This is a genomic window from Draconibacterium sediminis (assembly GCF_000949475.1).
GTDB classification, from domain to species: Bacteria; Bacteroidota; Bacteroidia; order Bacteroidales; family Prolixibacteraceae; genus Draconibacterium; species Draconibacterium sediminis.
Map to the genome: position 1 here is coordinate 686,008 of NZ_JRHC01000001.1, position 14,434 is coordinate 700,441.

At 42.3% G+C, this 14,434-nt stretch carries 11 protein-coding genes; 7 read left to right on the forward strand and 4 right to left on the reverse strand.

Annotation, left to right across the window (positions count from 1 at the left end; genetic code table 11):
- The first annotated feature begins 16 nt into the window (after positions 1–16).
- Entirely contained in the window at positions 17–1,423 is a 1,407-nt protein-coding gene (locus LH29_RS02760; RefSeq protein WP_045026007.1) for a Gfo/Idh/MocA family protein, read from the forward strand.
- Positions 1,424–1,443: 20 nt separating this feature from the next.
- A complete protein-coding gene (locus tag LH29_RS02765) occupies positions 1,444–2,376 on the forward strand; it encodes a sugar phosphate isomerase/epimerase family protein (RefSeq protein WP_045026008.1) in 933 nt (310 codons plus the stop codon).
- Between the two features lie 422 nt (positions 2,377–2,798).
- Here the strand turns inward: LH29_RS02765 and LH29_RS02770 are convergent, their stop codons facing one another.
- Together LH29_RS02770 and LH29_RS02775 are read right to left on the reverse strand one after the other, a co-directional pair.
- Positions 2,799–3,200, reverse strand: coding sequence for a DUF2752 domain-containing protein (locus LH29_RS02770; protein ID WP_045026009.1), 402 nt, complete (start codon positions 3,198–3,200; stop codon positions 2,799–2,801).
- Between the two features lie 3 nt (positions 3,201–3,203).
- Positions 3,204–3,497 carry a CD225/dispanin family protein gene (locus LH29_RS02775; RefSeq protein ID WP_045026010.1) on the reverse strand — a complete coding sequence of 98 codons (294 nt, stop codon included), beginning with the start codon at positions 3,495–3,497 and terminating at the stop codon, positions 3,204–3,206.
- 486 nt (positions 3,498–3,983) lie between these two features.
- On the opposite strand from LH29_RS02775, the gene LH29_RS02780 reads away from it, so the two are divergent.
- From LH29_RS02780 to LH29_RS02790, 3 genes are all read left to right on the forward strand, one after another.
- Entirely contained in the window at positions 3,984–6,461 is a 2,478-nt protein-coding gene (locus LH29_RS02780; protein ID WP_082063391.1) for a TonB-dependent receptor domain-containing protein, read from the forward strand.
- 227 nt (positions 6,462–6,688) lie between these two features.
- On the forward strand, positions 6,689–7,048 hold the full coding sequence (locus LH29_RS02785) for a BlaI/MecI/CopY family transcriptional regulator (protein WP_045026012.1): 360 nt from the start codon (positions 6,689–6,691) through the stop codon (positions 7,046–7,048).
- Positions 7,048–10,221 carry a carboxypeptidase-like regulatory domain-containing protein gene (locus LH29_RS02790; protein WP_045026013.1) on the forward strand — a complete coding sequence of 1,058 codons (3,174 nt, stop codon included), beginning with the start codon at positions 7,048–7,050 and terminating at the stop codon, positions 10,219–10,221. The genes LH29_RS02785 and LH29_RS02790 overlap by 1 nt, the downstream gene beginning before the upstream one ends.
- 489 nt (positions 10,222–10,710) lie before the next feature.
- Here LH29_RS02790 and LH29_RS02795 read toward each other — a convergent pair whose 3' ends face one another.
- Entirely contained in the window at positions 10,711–12,660 is a 1,950-nt protein-coding gene (locus tag LH29_RS02795; RefSeq protein WP_045026014.1) for a glycoside hydrolase family 97 protein, read from the reverse strand.
- Between the two features lie 140 nt (positions 12,661–12,800).
- On the opposite strand from LH29_RS02795, the gene LH29_RS02800 reads away from it, so the two are divergent.
- Both LH29_RS02800 and LH29_RS02805 read left to right on the forward strand, forming a co-directional pair.
- Entirely contained in the window at positions 12,801–13,529 is a 729-nt protein-coding gene (locus tag LH29_RS02800) for an MBL fold metallo-hydrolase (protein ID WP_052670560.1), read from the forward strand.
- Between the two features lie 129 nt (positions 13,530–13,658).
- Positions 13,659–14,138, forward strand: a complete 480-nt coding sequence (locus LH29_RS02805) for a rhodanese-like domain-containing protein (protein WP_052670561.1) — start codon at positions 13,659–13,661, stop codon at positions 14,136–14,138.
- A gap of 66 nt (positions 14,139–14,204) precedes the next feature.
- Here LH29_RS02805 and LH29_RS24510 read toward each other — a convergent pair whose 3' ends face one another.
- Positions 14,205–14,408, reverse strand: coding sequence for a hypothetical protein (locus tag LH29_RS24510; protein ID WP_157493542.1), 204 nt, complete (start codon positions 14,406–14,408; stop codon positions 14,205–14,207).
- Positions 14,409–14,434: the final 26 nt, after the last annotated feature.

Genomic DNA, 14,434 nt, shown 5'->3' on the forward strand with positions numbered 1-14,434 from the left:
ATAAAAATCTAAACCTATGGATTCAAAGAAATCTAATCAATTAGACCGAAGGAAATTTCTTGGTCTTTCAGCACTGGGATTATCCAGTTTGACCATCCTTCCAAGTTGGACTATCAATGGCATTAAAATCGCTCCAAGCGACAGAGTTACAATGGGTTTTATTGGCCTTGGTCAGCAAGGTATGAATGACTTCCGAAGTTTCTCGGCAGTTCCCGGAGTAGAAGTTGTTGCAGGTTGCGATGTTGACAGCATGAAAACAGAACGTTTTAAACGTACGGTTGAAGAATGGCAACAATCGTTGGGATTATCTCCTCGTGTGGATAAGTACGAACAATATGAAGAACTGCTTGAGCGCAAAGACATCGATGCAGTAGAAATTTGTACGCCCGACCACTGGCATGCTTTACAAACCATTCACGCTTGCCAGGCCGGTAAAGACGTGTATGTTCAGAAACCACTTTCGTTTACTATTGTTGAAGCCGAAAAAATGGTTCGCGTGGCAAACGATACAAAACGTATCGTTCAGGTAGGTAGTCAGCAGCGTTCAAGTGCCGAATTCCAAAAAGCTATCGCATTGGTTCAAAGTGGCGCTATTGGTCACATCGATAAAGTTTATGCTAAAGTTGGCGATCCGCCGGCACCGCTTGATTTACCTGAGATGAAAGTTCCCGGTAACCTGAACTTCAACCTTTGGATGGGACCATTAAATGATCCTAAAATACATTACCACCCTGATCTTTGTCCTCCTATTTCGCTCGATCCGGCGGAAAGAGAAAAATTGTGGGGTGCATGGCGTTGGTACCGCGAAACCGGTAACGGATTTACTGCCGACTGGGGGGCGCACATGTTCGATATTGCACAGGCTGCTATTGGTATGGACGGTTCGGGTCCAGCAGAAATTATTCCTAAAGGAGTTGACGGTGCCGATTACCTGACATTTAAATACCTGAACGGTGTGGTAATGACAGAACAACCGTACCTGGAAGATATGCCAAATGCGCAGGGTATTAAATTCGTCGGCGACGATGGTTGGATTGAAGTAGCTCGCGGATACCTGGCTTGTTCAAAATCAGAATTAGTTCCTGATGAGTTAAGAGGCCGCCGTCCAAGAAATCTGACTCCGGAAGAGCGCAGAAAAATGTTCGAAGAAATGCAGAAAGCACAGGCAAAAGGCGGTGGCAGCTTCGAGATCAGTTCTCCACACATGGACGATTTCATCAGCTGTGTTCGTTCTCGTCAAAAACCAATTGCTCCGGTTGAAGTAGGTGCAAGTACCGCTATCACTTGTTGTTTAGGAAATATGGCTACTGAATTACAACGTTCAGTAAAATGGAATCCTGCAACCCACAGCTTCGGAACCGATAAAGAAGCATGGAACCACCGTTTGTATGATTACGAATACCGTGGTTCATATAAACTATAAATCATCCAACAAAAAACCTAATGGATAAAAGAGAATTTTTGAAAAAAATGGGGCTGCTTACCGCCGGAGGTATGGTAGCTGGCTCGATAAAGCCTGCAAGTGCTGCCGCTATGGTTGGCATGGGCAAAAAGGAAATTGGTTTGCAAATTTATTCTCTGGGAAGGGAATTGACTGCCGATGTTCCGAATGGCTTGAAAAAAATAAAGGATATTGGCTACAGCGCCATTGAACTGGCTGGTTACGGCAATCGCAAAATGGGAGAATATTCGGTTGAAGAATACAAAAAACTGGCCGACGATGCAGGTTTGAAAATTACCAGCTCGCACGTAAATCCTCCTACCCGCGATATCACCAAAGATAAACTGGGTGAGATTGCCGATTTCTGGAAACAAACCGTTGAAGATCATGTGAAATTTGGGGTGAAAACGTTGGTTCAGCCAATGATGCCAAATGTACCAACACATGACGCTGTAAAAGTGGTTTGCGAATCGTTTAACAAGGCCGGTGAAATTGCAAAATCAGCCGGAATTAAGTTTGGTTACCACAACCATAGCATGGAATTCGGACGTGTTGTAAAACCGGAAGACAAGGATAAACCACGCAATCCGTGGATGCCTGTGGGTGATGTTATTTACGACCTGTTCCTGAATGGTACCGAGCCGGATTTGGTATTCTTCGAAATGGATGTTTACTGGACGGTTATGGGCGCAAACGATCCGCTGGAGTACTTCGAAAAGTATGCCGGTAGGTTCCCTGTGCTGCATATTAAAGACCGCTCGGTTCTTGGCCAGTCGGGAATGATGAACTTTAAAAACATCTTTAACAAAGCTTACGATAATGGACTGGAAGCTTTTTATGTGGAACTGGAAGGAATCAGAGGCGGAAGTATGACACAGTTTGAAGGTGTTGAAAAATGTTTCGATTATTTAAATGACGCTTCATTCGTGAAGTGATCCTAACCAAGTTAAATACATAAACGGGTGCGTTTTCGCATCCGTTTTTTTGTGCCTATTCGGATTATATGAAAAGCTGGTGCAAATGGGACACAACTACAAAGCTGCGACCTCGGCCGGTGAGCCGGAAAACAAGTGGTGACGGCGTTAAAAAATTACTGCTGTTTGAGGAGGTACGACGAGTTTCAGGAATTTTAGCCGGCATCGCGTAGTTTTTCCGAGTGAAGTGGGCGCAGTCTTGGGTTTTGTGTTTACTATTTGGGCTAAGCCAAATAGTAAAATCCGCCCGATAGGGCAAAGGCAAGTTTTATGATTTTGCTTATATAACAGCTTCATAAAAACCTGGAGAATCGGATGAAATTTAATTTCGAACAAAGATAGAAATGCGACTTTTTTGCAAAATGGAAATATGAATACACCATTTAACCAACAGGTGCAAGCACATTAAACGGATACCATGGCAGGTTTCGTGCAATCCAAAACAGAATAACTATCGCTAAAACAATTAAGGGCGTTTGTTTTTTGTAAAACAAGTTAGGTAGTTTCCACCCAAAAGCTTTATTCAGTAGAGGATACAAGTAGTGATACAAAATAAATAACGCCGCCGGAAGAAACAAAAAGTTATAGCCCACTACACCGGCAAAATCAAAATGCAACAAACTGTGTAAAGCGCGTTGCGAGCCGCATCCCGGGCAATAGCCCCCGGTTAATGAATGAAAGAGGCATTGCGGGAATATTTCGTGTTGGGCAGGGTCGAGTACAAAAAAAAGAACTGCTACCCCAATAATTAAGAGTAGCAGTATGCTATTGATTGTTCGTTTCATTTACTACATATTAAAAGCCCCCTGCATAATTCCTGCAAGTACGCCAAAAATCGATAGTATTACTGCTAAAATTACCCAGGCCAAACCGGCTGCAAACGACACCCAGGCCCACAATTTGGCATTTCTACTGGCCGACAGGGCTGCCTCGTAATTTCCGGCATTCCAGTGCGAATTTACCTGCGCGGCAAAAACAATGGCTACAATCCCAAATATTTTTCCGCAAAACAGTGTGGTAAGAATGGCAAATACCAGGTAATTAGGTGGCGGTACTTGCGGGTGATTTACTTGTTCGTTCATGATAAGTAGTTTTTTAAGACTTGATGAAAGCAAAGTTAAACGAACGAATAAGTATAACAAAGTATATGTTGCAAAATACAGTCTGAAATTTAACCTTATATATACTGAAAGTTAAACTAAATCTTAAAATATATTAAAATCAACCATCAATTTATTGTCTGAAGTTGATGTGATTCGATTCACATTATTTTTGCAATCCTTATGGATTAAGTAGCAGAAGGCACTTTTTCCATAGATTTTAAGTTTTGGTAGAATGCCATCCGGAGGGGTGGCATTTTTTTTAGAGGCTATCCATTTTGCAGTTGTAGGCTTTTTCGGAATAGCGCAATTAAGAAACCACCCCAACAACAGAGAACAAAACTATGTAAATACCCTGGCAGTGTTGAGATACGTTAACAACTAATTAACACGCATGGATTAAACTAAAAACGGAATAAACGGTCTTAATATAGTGAAAACAAACAAAAGGAAACAATTTAAACAGTAATGAAGTACTTGAAGAACGTAATTTTAATCGCCCTTCTATTTATAGGGGTGAATTCTTATGCATTAATTGAAGATCCTGTAAAAGAGAATGACCCAAACGATGATGGTAAAGGTAAAATAGTGGGAACGATTGTAGAGAAAGATTCGGAAACTCCCATGGAATTTGCCAATATAGCCGTTTATAAAGAGACCGATTCAACGCTTGTAACCGGCGGTATTACCAACGAAAAAGGGGTATTTGAAATTACAAATTTAGAATATGGCGATTATTACCTCGTGGCCAATTTTATAGGTTTTAATGAGGAAAATGTGGTAGATATTAAGATCGATCGCAGCAACCGTGTATACAATTTGGGTGAGATCAATCTTGCTCCTTCAACCGTTGCCATTGGCGAAGTAAATGTGGTAGCCGACAAAGCTGCAGTAGAATACAAACTCGATAAAAAAGTGGTTAACGTTAGCCAGGTTATCAGTGCAATTGGCGGTACAGCAGTCGATGTTTTGGAGAATACACCTTCCATTCAGGTAGATATTGAAGGTAATGTATCCTTACGCGGCTCGGGAAATTTTACCGTCTTAATAGATGGCCGCCCAAGTGTTTTAAGTGGTAGCGACGCCCTGCGCCAGATTCCTTCTTCGGCAATCGAGAATATTGAAATCATTACCAATCCATCGGCAAAATACGAACCCGATGGTGCGGCAGGTATCATTAACCTGGTTATGAAAAAGAACTCGATGAACGGACTGAACGGAATTGTAAACGCCAGCGTTGGCACGGGCGATAAATACCGTGGCGATTTTATGCTGAACTACCGTTTTGAAAAACTGAACCTGTTTTTTGGTGCCGACTGGAGCGATGAAATCAACAATGGGGAAATGGCTTCGGAACGTGAAACGTATTACAACGATACGACTGAATTTTTGAACATGGGTGGCGACCGCAAGTGGATTCGTGGCGGACACCGTTTTAAGGGTGGTGCCGATTTTTACCTGGGCACCAACACTACCTTAACGCTTTCGGGCGAAACAGGAACCTCGAAACGTGGCAGCGAAGGTGGCGGCCGAACCGAAAATTTTACGGTACCGGCCTCGGAACAAATATTATCAATAAGCGATGAAACTTCGGAACGTAACAACGACTTTTATACGCTGAACATGAATTTTCAGCATAAATTCGATGATAACGGACACCGTATTGAGGCTACGGCCTACTATTCGGACGAGACCGGAACCGACAATGAAATAGAAGCTGAATTGCTTGCCGACGGGAATTGGAATCCTACCAACGAATATTTGTCGAATGTGTCGACACTGGAGACCGAGGATGAGCAAGACATTCGTTTAAAACTCGATTATACCTATCCGTTTAGCGAAGATGGCCGTTTTGAGGCCGGTTACCAGGGGCGCCTGGAAAGCGAAAACGAGACACTCGAATTTCGCGATTACGACCAGGCAAGCGACAGCTGGATTATAAATGATAAATATTCGAGCGCTACCGATTTTCAACGCGATATACACGCAGCTTATTCTACCTACAGCAACAAGGTGGGCAAGTTGGCATACATGGCCGGTTTGCGTGGAGAGTTGACCGTTCGCGAAATAAAAAATACAAGTGCTGAAAATGTGTCGTCGTTAAATCGTTTCGATTTGTTTCCAACGGCACACTTTTCGTATCCTTTAGCGCAAACGGCTGATGTTACCGCCAGCTACAGCCGAAGGATAAACCGACCAAGTGGTCGCGATCTTGACCCTACACCGAATTATTACAACCGTTATACCATTCGTTTTGGTAATCCCGATTTGGAACCTGAATACACCAACTCGTACGAACTTGGTTTTATGAAACGCTTTGGTGAATCACGTTCGTTTGTTTCGGCCGATGTGTTTCGCAGGGTAACCAACAATAAAATCGACCGCACACAGGAATTGGGCGAAGACGGTATTTTTTACATGTACACCGACAATTTTGATAAAGACTACAGCACCGGTCTTGAAGTAACCGGAAACCTGAGTTACAAAAAATGGTTAACCGTTAATACCAGTGTGAACGTTTACGATTATAAAATTACCGGTGAGTTGAATGGTGAATCCATCGACCGGCAAAGTACAAACTGGGGTGGCCGAATGAATACCACGTTTAAATTTGCTGAAAATTCGCGTCTGCAGGTAAATGCATTTTACCGCGGTAAATCAGTATCGGCACAGGGCGAAAGTGGTGCCATGTTCTTCACCAATGTCTCGTATCGCCAGGAGTTTATGAATAAAAAACTTTCGGCAACGGTTAGCGTTCGCGATCCTCTGGGAACCGGGCGTTTCGAACGTACAAGTTATGGCGACGACTTTAAAAGCTGGTTTCGTTTTGAGCGCGAACCACGTGTAGTAATGCTTACATTAAGCTACAAGATTAATAACTTTAAAGAAGAACGTCGCGGCGAAGGTGGCGGCGATGGAATGGACATGGGTGGCGGAGAATTTTAGCGATAATACGCAACGACAATATGTTGAAATGCCGTTCTTTTTAAAAGAATGGCATTTTTTTTATCTGCTAATAAGTACTTATTCCATGCGGGTTTTGAGGTTGTTCAGTGTAAAAATAACTGATAATTTCGTTTTATAACTGAAAAAACAGTTGCGAAACTGAAAAATCAGTTGTATGTTTGCCTTCATGTTGAGCGAAATGACAACAAACTTGAAAAGAAGGAAAAATGAAAAAACTAACAAAAAAGGAAGAGGAGTTAATGAAGATCCTCTGGAAACTGGAAAAAGCATTTGTAAAGGATATTGTTGAGTTGTATCCCGATCCGAAACCGCATTACAACACCATTTCGTCGTTGGTGCGTTTGTTGCAGGATAAAGGAGTGATCGGTTTTACACAATACGGCAACACCTACCAGTATTTTCCAATCATTTCGAAAGAAGAGTACCGCCGCTCGTTTATGAACCAGGTGGTAAGCGACTATTTCGATAACTCGTACAAAAGTGCTGTGGCCTTTTTTGTAAAAGAAAAAAACCTGTCGGAAGACGAGATCGACGAGCTGGTTAAGCTTATAAAAAACAAAAAGTAATGGAAGATTTTATCCTCTATATCGGAAAGGCAGCTTTGGCGCTAGGTGCTTTTTACCTGGCTTACCTGGCTCTTTTCCAACACCAGAAACATTTTCTGTTTAACCGGATTTATTTGCCGGTGTCGTTTCTGGTTAGTTTCCTTATTCCGCTCATTACCTTTACCAAAGTGAATTACATAAAGCCGCTTCCGGTTGCTGTATCAGAAAGTTTTGCTTACCTGCCCGAAGCCGCTGTGGTTAACGAACCGCAATTTACCTTCGAATGGTATCATTACCTGTTGGGGATTTATGCGCTCGGAATAATCGTATTTCTCCTGAACCTGCTCGTCGGGCACCTCAAAGCCATACACATCATCCGATTTAGCCGCCTGAAAGAATTGTTTGGTGCGCAAGTTAACCTGACTATAAAGGATGTTCATCCTTTCTCTTTCTTCTCGCGAATTGTGCTGTCGGAGAAAACATTGAAAAATCCCAATCTGAAAATGATCGTCGATCACGAAATGATTCACGTAAGAGAACGTCATACGCTCGATATTCTTTTTGCCGAGCTGCTGTTTCTCTTTCAGTGGTTTAACCCTTTTGCCTGGTTAACCCGCGATGCGATGCGAAATAACCTGGAATACCTGACTGATCATCAGGTAGCCCAAAATCATAATGCCGAAGCTTATCAATTGGCCATGGTAGGACTGGCGCATAAAAAAGGAGTGGCTCCCTTTTTAACTGCGCTTAACGGCTCACAATTAAAAAACCGTATTATCATGATGAAAAAGAAAACAGAAAATCGGTACAGCCTGCTCAAACAGTTGGTTGTACTCCCCCTGCTGGCCATTTTAATTATGGGTTTGTCGAACAAAGAAATAAGAACCGAAGTGCTTCACAATGACGCCCAGTTAAAAGTAGTTGTTGATGGTGTTGAGCTTCCTGCCGATCATCCCGAACTGATGAAACTTGATTTTGCCAATGGATTTGATGGAGGCGAAATAATTAAAGCGCTTGGCCTGGAAGACAAAGTGGTTGCCAATGCAATGACATTTGATAAAAATCCGGAAGAGGATGGAGTTTACTGCATTCAAACCAGCGATTATGAAGTAGGCACCGATCCCGAATTTGATAAAATGCTGGGCCGGCCTCTCGTTCTTGTACGAAGCGGGAACTTTACCGTAAAAGGTTCAGTAGAAAATGCATTGGGTAAGGTGATACCGAATGCCAAAATCGTTAACAACGAATCGTTGGAAGAATTTGTAGCAGATGAGAATGGAGCTTTCGAACTTGCGTTTAACGGAATAGAAAAACCGGTGGTTTTAAGTTTTTCGGCACCCGGTTATGTCAAAAATGATGTTGTTTATTACGGCAACAAAAATGAACTGAGAATAGCTCTTACTGACAATGACCCGGAGAAAGAACTAACCATTTCAGGAAAAATAACCAATGACAAAGGTGAGCCTCTTTCAGCAGTGGCCGTGTTAATTGAAGGAACCGCAACCGGTACTATTTCGGATTTCTCAGGGAACTATGAAATCAATGTAGCTAACGAAGATGCAGTGCTGATTTTTAATATGTTGGGCTATGAGTTCAGAAAAGTTCCGGCCAACAAAGAGCATATTAATGTGGTGCTGACCAAAAACGATATCGAGTCGCAACAATCACCATACGGTGTTGTGGTTAAAACAGGGCATACCGTTTCAGGAAAAATTACCAACGAAGATGGTGACGGGATTCCCGCTGTAGCTGTGCTGGTAAAAGGAACCAAAATTGGTACTATTTCGGATGTGAAAGGAATCTACAAAATTGAAACCGACGAAAACAATACCCTGGTTTTTAAAATGATTGGTTACGCTGAGAAGCAAGTTGCCATCGATGGAAAATCGGAACTTAATGTCCAACTGGAATCTAATAAAGATTCTGGATCAGCAGGATGGATATTATCCGGTGGCATCAATGGAGTTGTAGCTGCAAATGGAGGCGATGTTGTCATAACTCCGTCTTCGTCAAATGGAATCAAAATATCCACCTACGGTCAGGAAGATAATCAACCGCTATACGTTGTGGATGGAAAAATACAAGCATCTCTCGATTACCTTAGTCCCGCCAATATTGAATCAATCTCGGTTTTGAAAGATCAGAGTTCAACTTCGCTCTATGGCGATAAAGGAAAAAACGGGGTGATCATTGTAACCACAAAAGCCGCTGCCAAGGATAAAAAAGATGAGGTGAAAGTGATTGGCTACGGAGCACAGAAAAAAACGAATGACCCGCTTGAAAGTATTCGGGTTCACGGTTTTGCAAACGATCCTGAGAATGCCCCAATGTACATTGTGGACGGCAAACCGGCAGCTGAAATTGAATCAATTGAGCCGGAAAATATTGAATCTATCTCTGTTTTAAAAGATGCACAAGCTAAAATCTTATATGGCGAAAAAGGTAAAAACGGTGTAATCATAATAACCACAAAGGATGCTGCCAAAGCCAAAATGGATGAAGCTGTGGTACTTGTTGAAGGTATTCCTTACGATGGCGACATTAATGATATCGATCCGAAAACCATTGAATCAATGGAAGTGCTAAAAGATGGAAATGCTACCAAACGATTTGGCCCGATAGCCAAAAACGGCGCCATATCGATTAAACTGAAAGGAGAGGCCGATCTTAATGGTAAATCTCCCTTAATTTTTCTCGACGGCGAAAAATACACCGGCGAAATGGATGACATCGATCCTGGTAATATTGAATCGATCGATGTTCTGAAAGATGCTTCTGCTATTGAAACTTTTGGTGAAGAAGGGAAAGATGGTGTGATACTTATTAGAACCAAATTGTCTGATATAAACTCGGTTCTGGATTTACGAAAGTTTATCGCAAAAAGGATAAAATATCCAAAGGAGTTGGTCGAAGCCAATGCTACGGGTGTTAGCAAAATCTATGTTAAAGTGAATAGCAGTGGAAGCATCATCGCTGCTGATGAAAACGTTGTTAAAGGAGCAATACCTGTTGATGAGGTGGCTGTTGTGGCTTATAAACAAAATGAAGCGAATGATACGAACATTTTGGACGTACAAGATAAATTCAACCTTGAAGCCAAAAGGGTAATTCTGCAACTGCCAAAACTGAATATCCCGGAGTTTAAGGATAAAACAATTGTTTTGAAGGTAAAATTCATGCTTCAAGAAAAGTAAATAATAAGCTTATTAATCACACAAAATAACTAAACGGGCGACTATCATTTAATAGTCGCCCGCTGCTTTTCTTTAAAACAATTAAAGTGTTGGTTTAAATTCTGCAGTTAAGAAAAGTATTGTCGGTTGGCTCTGTTATGTTCCCACACACAAGAAAGATCTCTTCAGTTGCTACGGAAATCATTTTTCACACTTGAAATGTATTTTCAGCAAGTGCGGAAATCATTTTACACGCGTGTAATGTGTTTTCAGCTAAGGCGGAAATTGTATTACACAAATGAAATGTTATTTCCGAGAATGACGAAGAGTTGTTACAATGGTGTAATGTAAAATCCGGCGCTCCGGATATCGTTTGGCAGCCTTGTAAAGTATTTTTCGCTGTGGCTGACAAGGCATTTCAGAAATGAAAAAAGGATGCCATCTCTCTGAGAAACCTCAAACAGGGATGGCATCTTTGTATACTCGAAACTCGTGTCTCGCTACTCGTAGCTATTTTTTCTCAATGATAGCCACCCAGCCACCACCGGGAGCCATTTTAACGTTTACTGTTGATTCTGATGTAACTTCCACCGTTTCCTGCGCAAAGTCGGCAGCATGTTTATCAGCGTTCAGTCCGTCTTTCCACACTTTCATTGTGTACGTTCCGTCGCCAAGGAAATCGAGTTTTAATTCCATCTCACGCGGATTCCAGTCGGTCAGAGCACCCACAAACCATTTGTCGCCCGAGCGGCGAGCAACGGCAACATAGTCACTCACTTTGGCTTCCAGCACTTGGGTATCGTCCCAAACCGATGGAACTGCCGCAAGGAATTCCATACATTCCGGCTCGCGGTAATAGTTGGATGGATTATCGGCCAGCATTTGCAGCGGGCTTTCAAAAACCGGGTACAAAGCCAACTGGTGACAGCGTGTTCCCTGGCTCATTGGTTCGGTAAATACCTGGGCGAAATTCTCCTTTGTTTTGTTGATCATCGCACCCGGAGTATAGTCCATTGCACCGGCAACCATACGAATAAAAGGCAAAGTTACATCGTGCTCCGGATCGGGTAAGTTCGACCATTTGGCATTTTCCAAACCTTTAACACCCTCGTACGAAATTACGTTCGGGTATGCACGATCCAAACCGCTTGGTTTGTAGGCTCCGTGGAAATCAACCAGCAAGTTGTGCTCAGCACATTTGCGCGCAATTTTCTCGTAAAAGTTTACCATCCACTGGTCGTCGCGTTGCATAAAGTCCATTTTAATACCTTTGGCGCCCCACGCCTGAAACTGATCGAGTGCTTCCTCCAGTTTGTCGTCCATAGCTTTCCAAACTACCCAAAGAATTACGTCAACATTTTTTTCTTTTCCATAGTCGATTATTTCTTTAACGTCGATGTCTTTTTCCAGCTTCATAATATCGGAAAGCACATACCAGCCTTCGTCCAGAATGATGTATTCCAAACCATATTCCGATGCAAAATCGATGTAGTATTTGTAGGTTTCGGTATTTACACCGGCCACAAAATCAACACCGTAAATGTTATTGGCATTCCACCAGTCCCATGCCACTTTGCCGGGTTTAATCCAGCCGGTATTCTCCAATCTGCACTCAGGAGCCAGTTTGTATATCATTTCTGTTTCTATCAACTGGCCGTCGTTTTCGGTAATTACGATAGCACGCCACGGGAATTCTCGCGGTCCGCTGCATTCGGCAATATAATCGGCATATTTTGTTGGTTTTACATCGCGGTCGCGCAGTTGCTCGGTTTCCAGTACCACTCCGGGGTATTTCCCAATTAATGCATATTTGTTATCATCGCAACCACGTAAATACATTCCCGGGTAATCCATCAGGTTCGATTCCGAAATGTAGGTTTTAACACCGTTTCCGCAGTCAACCAATAAACCGGTCGAAGCAAACCGGTCGCTACCGATATTCGACAGTGTTTCGCGCAGGTATTCACGCTCCTGGTGGGTCATCATACTTTCTTCTTCAGGAAACCACAGTTTGTTGTCGGCCGGAAAAACGAAAGTAGCCAGTTCGCTTTTTACTTTGTATTCGCCATCTTTGTCCGACACCCAACGGTAAGCAGCGCCATCGTCGTACGCCCTGAATTGCAAGGCATAACCTTTAAACGTCAGAGTCAGTTCTTTGTATTCGTCTTTTATGGTAGCGCTTTTTCGCTGCACAACCGGAGTAAGCACCTGCGATACACTGTTGGTTTTTGTTTTACGTACCTTGGCGTCCACTCCCCAAACTGTTCCATCATTCAATTCCATCGAAATTTGCGATGGCGCAACAATTGGGGTTCCGTTTAGCAACACCGAGTAGGTAACAGTTTCGTCAATATTCACCTTAACCTGTATTTTCCCCGATGGAGATTCGAGCGAATATTCCCTGGCCGAAAGGGAGAAAACAAGGGCAACAAGAGTAATCAGTAGAGTTATTCTTTTCATGTTAGATAGTTTTTGAATTTTGTTCCGAAAGTACAAATTAAATGATCTCAGAAACATACACATATGTTCTGTTTTATATAAAGGAAGATGCAAAAAAATGATTTTATACCTATCTTACGGTAAATTTTAAAGCAAAGGTTATGAAGAATATAGTTACATTTATAGCACTATTTTTATTCGTTGTTTCTGTGCAGGCTCAGCAATTTGAAAAGGATGTTTTCGCTACTTCAGAAGGGGAACTGGAAATTACATTTATTGCTCACGGAACACTGATGATGCAATTTAACGGGAAAGTGATTCATATCGATCCGGTGTCGTGGTATGCCGATTATGCAACAATGCCAAAAGCCGATGTAATTCTGATAACCCATGAGCATGGCGACCATTTGGATGCCAAAGCAATTGATGCTGTTAAGAAAGAGGGAACCCAGGTGGTGCTCACAAAAACCTGCAACGAAAAATACACCGGAACCAAAGTGCTTAGTAATGGCGAATCGGGAACTTTTGCCGGAGTTAAAGTGGACGCCGTACCTGCTTACAATATAAAACATGAACGTGAAGCCGGGAAACCTTTTCACCCAAAAGGAGTGGGAAATGGTTATGTGCTTCATTTTGGCGATAAGAAAGTGTACGTTGCCGGCGATACCGAAAATATTCCGGAAATGGCCGCGTTAAAAGACATTGATGTGGCTTTTCTGCCCATGAACCTGCCTTATACAATGACCCCAAAAATGGTGGCCGATGCCACTAAAATGTTTCAACCCAAAGTGCTTTATCCGTATCACTTCGGCGAAACAAATACCGACGAGCTGGCTGAATTATTAAAAAATCAAAACAAAACCGAATTAAGGATTCGGAATTTAAAATAAGGCAGAAATTCTTTATACCTTCAATCCCCGAAATTGTTTTTGAGCAAACACTATTGTGCGTTTCTGCCTAAAAGGAGCGCGATTGGTGCCTGTTCTCACCGGGTAATGTTTTAAAAAATCTTTGATATTATGAAGAAATTTGGGGTTATCATCGTTTTGATGATGGGGATGTTTTCTGTGCTTTCTGCTCAGGAAAATAAGGTTTACAGCGGATATAAAGAATTGGTTGCTGCCGTAAAACAGGAAATAGATGAGCTTGATGCGGAAGGATTTCATGAACAATATGTGGAGGGACTGAAGAGCCGAAAGCCCGGCTATATTTTAATCGATGTGCGCACAGAAGATGAATACCGGGACGGACATATTCCGGGAGCTTACCTCGTGCAACGCGGTGTGTTGGAATCGCACATAGAAAAGGAAACGGTTTGGGAAGGTTTTCATAACGCGCTACCTAAAAAAACAGATACTATTATTTTGTATTGCCGCAGTGGCAGCCGATCGGCACTAGCTGCAAAGTCGCTAAATATGCTGGGTTACGAGCATGTGTATTCGCTTAACGGAGGATGGAAAGCATGGCACGAGGCTTACCCGAAACTGGAAAGGTTTTAAGGCAATAAACTATCCGACTAATGAGTAACTAGGGTACACAAATAGCTTGTTGTACAGGCCGGGTGCTTATCGTACTTTTTTACATCCGCGTACAACACAAAATGTGGTGGCAGCTAATCCTATGGCTGCAAATGAAATCAGGCCGGTATAAAATACCTGAACCGGTAAATTGGCACAGCATGAAATAAAGCCAAGGATTATGGTGACGAAAAATCCTAATATTCCCCACAGTCCTAAATTGTAGCAGATTAATGTTACTATTTTATTCATCGTATTAAGTTTTTACAATTATACGA

Coding starts and splice junctions, on each gene's coding strand:
- LH29_RS02760 (WP_045026007.1), top strand. CDS start 17: ATGGATTCAAAGAAATCTAATCAATTAGACCGAAGGAAATTTCTTGGT.
- LH29_RS02765 (WP_045026008.1), top strand. CDS start 1,444: ATGGATAAAAGAGAATTTTTGAAAAAAATGGGGCTGCTTACCGCCGGA.
- LH29_RS02770 (WP_045026009.1), bottom strand. CDS start 3,200: ATGAAACGAACAATCAATAGCATACTGCTACTCTTAATTATTGGGGTA.
- LH29_RS02775 (WP_045026010.1), bottom strand. CDS start 3,497: ATGAACGAACAAGTAAATCACCCGCAAGTACCGCCACCTAATTACCTG.
- LH29_RS02780 (WP_082063391.1), top strand. CDS start 3,984: ATGAAGTACTTGAAGAACGTAATTTTAATCGCCCTTCTATTTATAGGG.
- LH29_RS02785 (WP_045026012.1), top strand. CDS start 6,689: ATGAAAAAACTAACAAAAAAGGAAGAGGAGTTAATGAAGATCCTCTGG.
- LH29_RS02790 (WP_045026013.1), top strand. CDS start 7,048: ATGGAAGATTTTATCCTCTATATCGGAAAGGCAGCTTTGGCGCTAGGT.
- LH29_RS02795 (WP_045026014.1), bottom strand. CDS start 12,660: ATGAAAAGAATAACTCTACTGATTACTCTTGTTGCCCTTGTTTTCTCC.
- LH29_RS02800 (WP_052670560.1), top strand. CDS start 12,801: ATGAAGAATATAGTTACATTTATAGCACTATTTTTATTCGTTGTTTCT.
- LH29_RS02805 (WP_052670561.1), top strand. CDS start 13,659: ATGAAGAAATTTGGGGTTATCATCGTTTTGATGATGGGGATGTTTTCT.
- LH29_RS24510 (WP_157493542.1), bottom strand. CDS start 14,408: ATGAATAAAATAGTAACATTAATCTGCTACAATTTAGGACTGTGGGGA.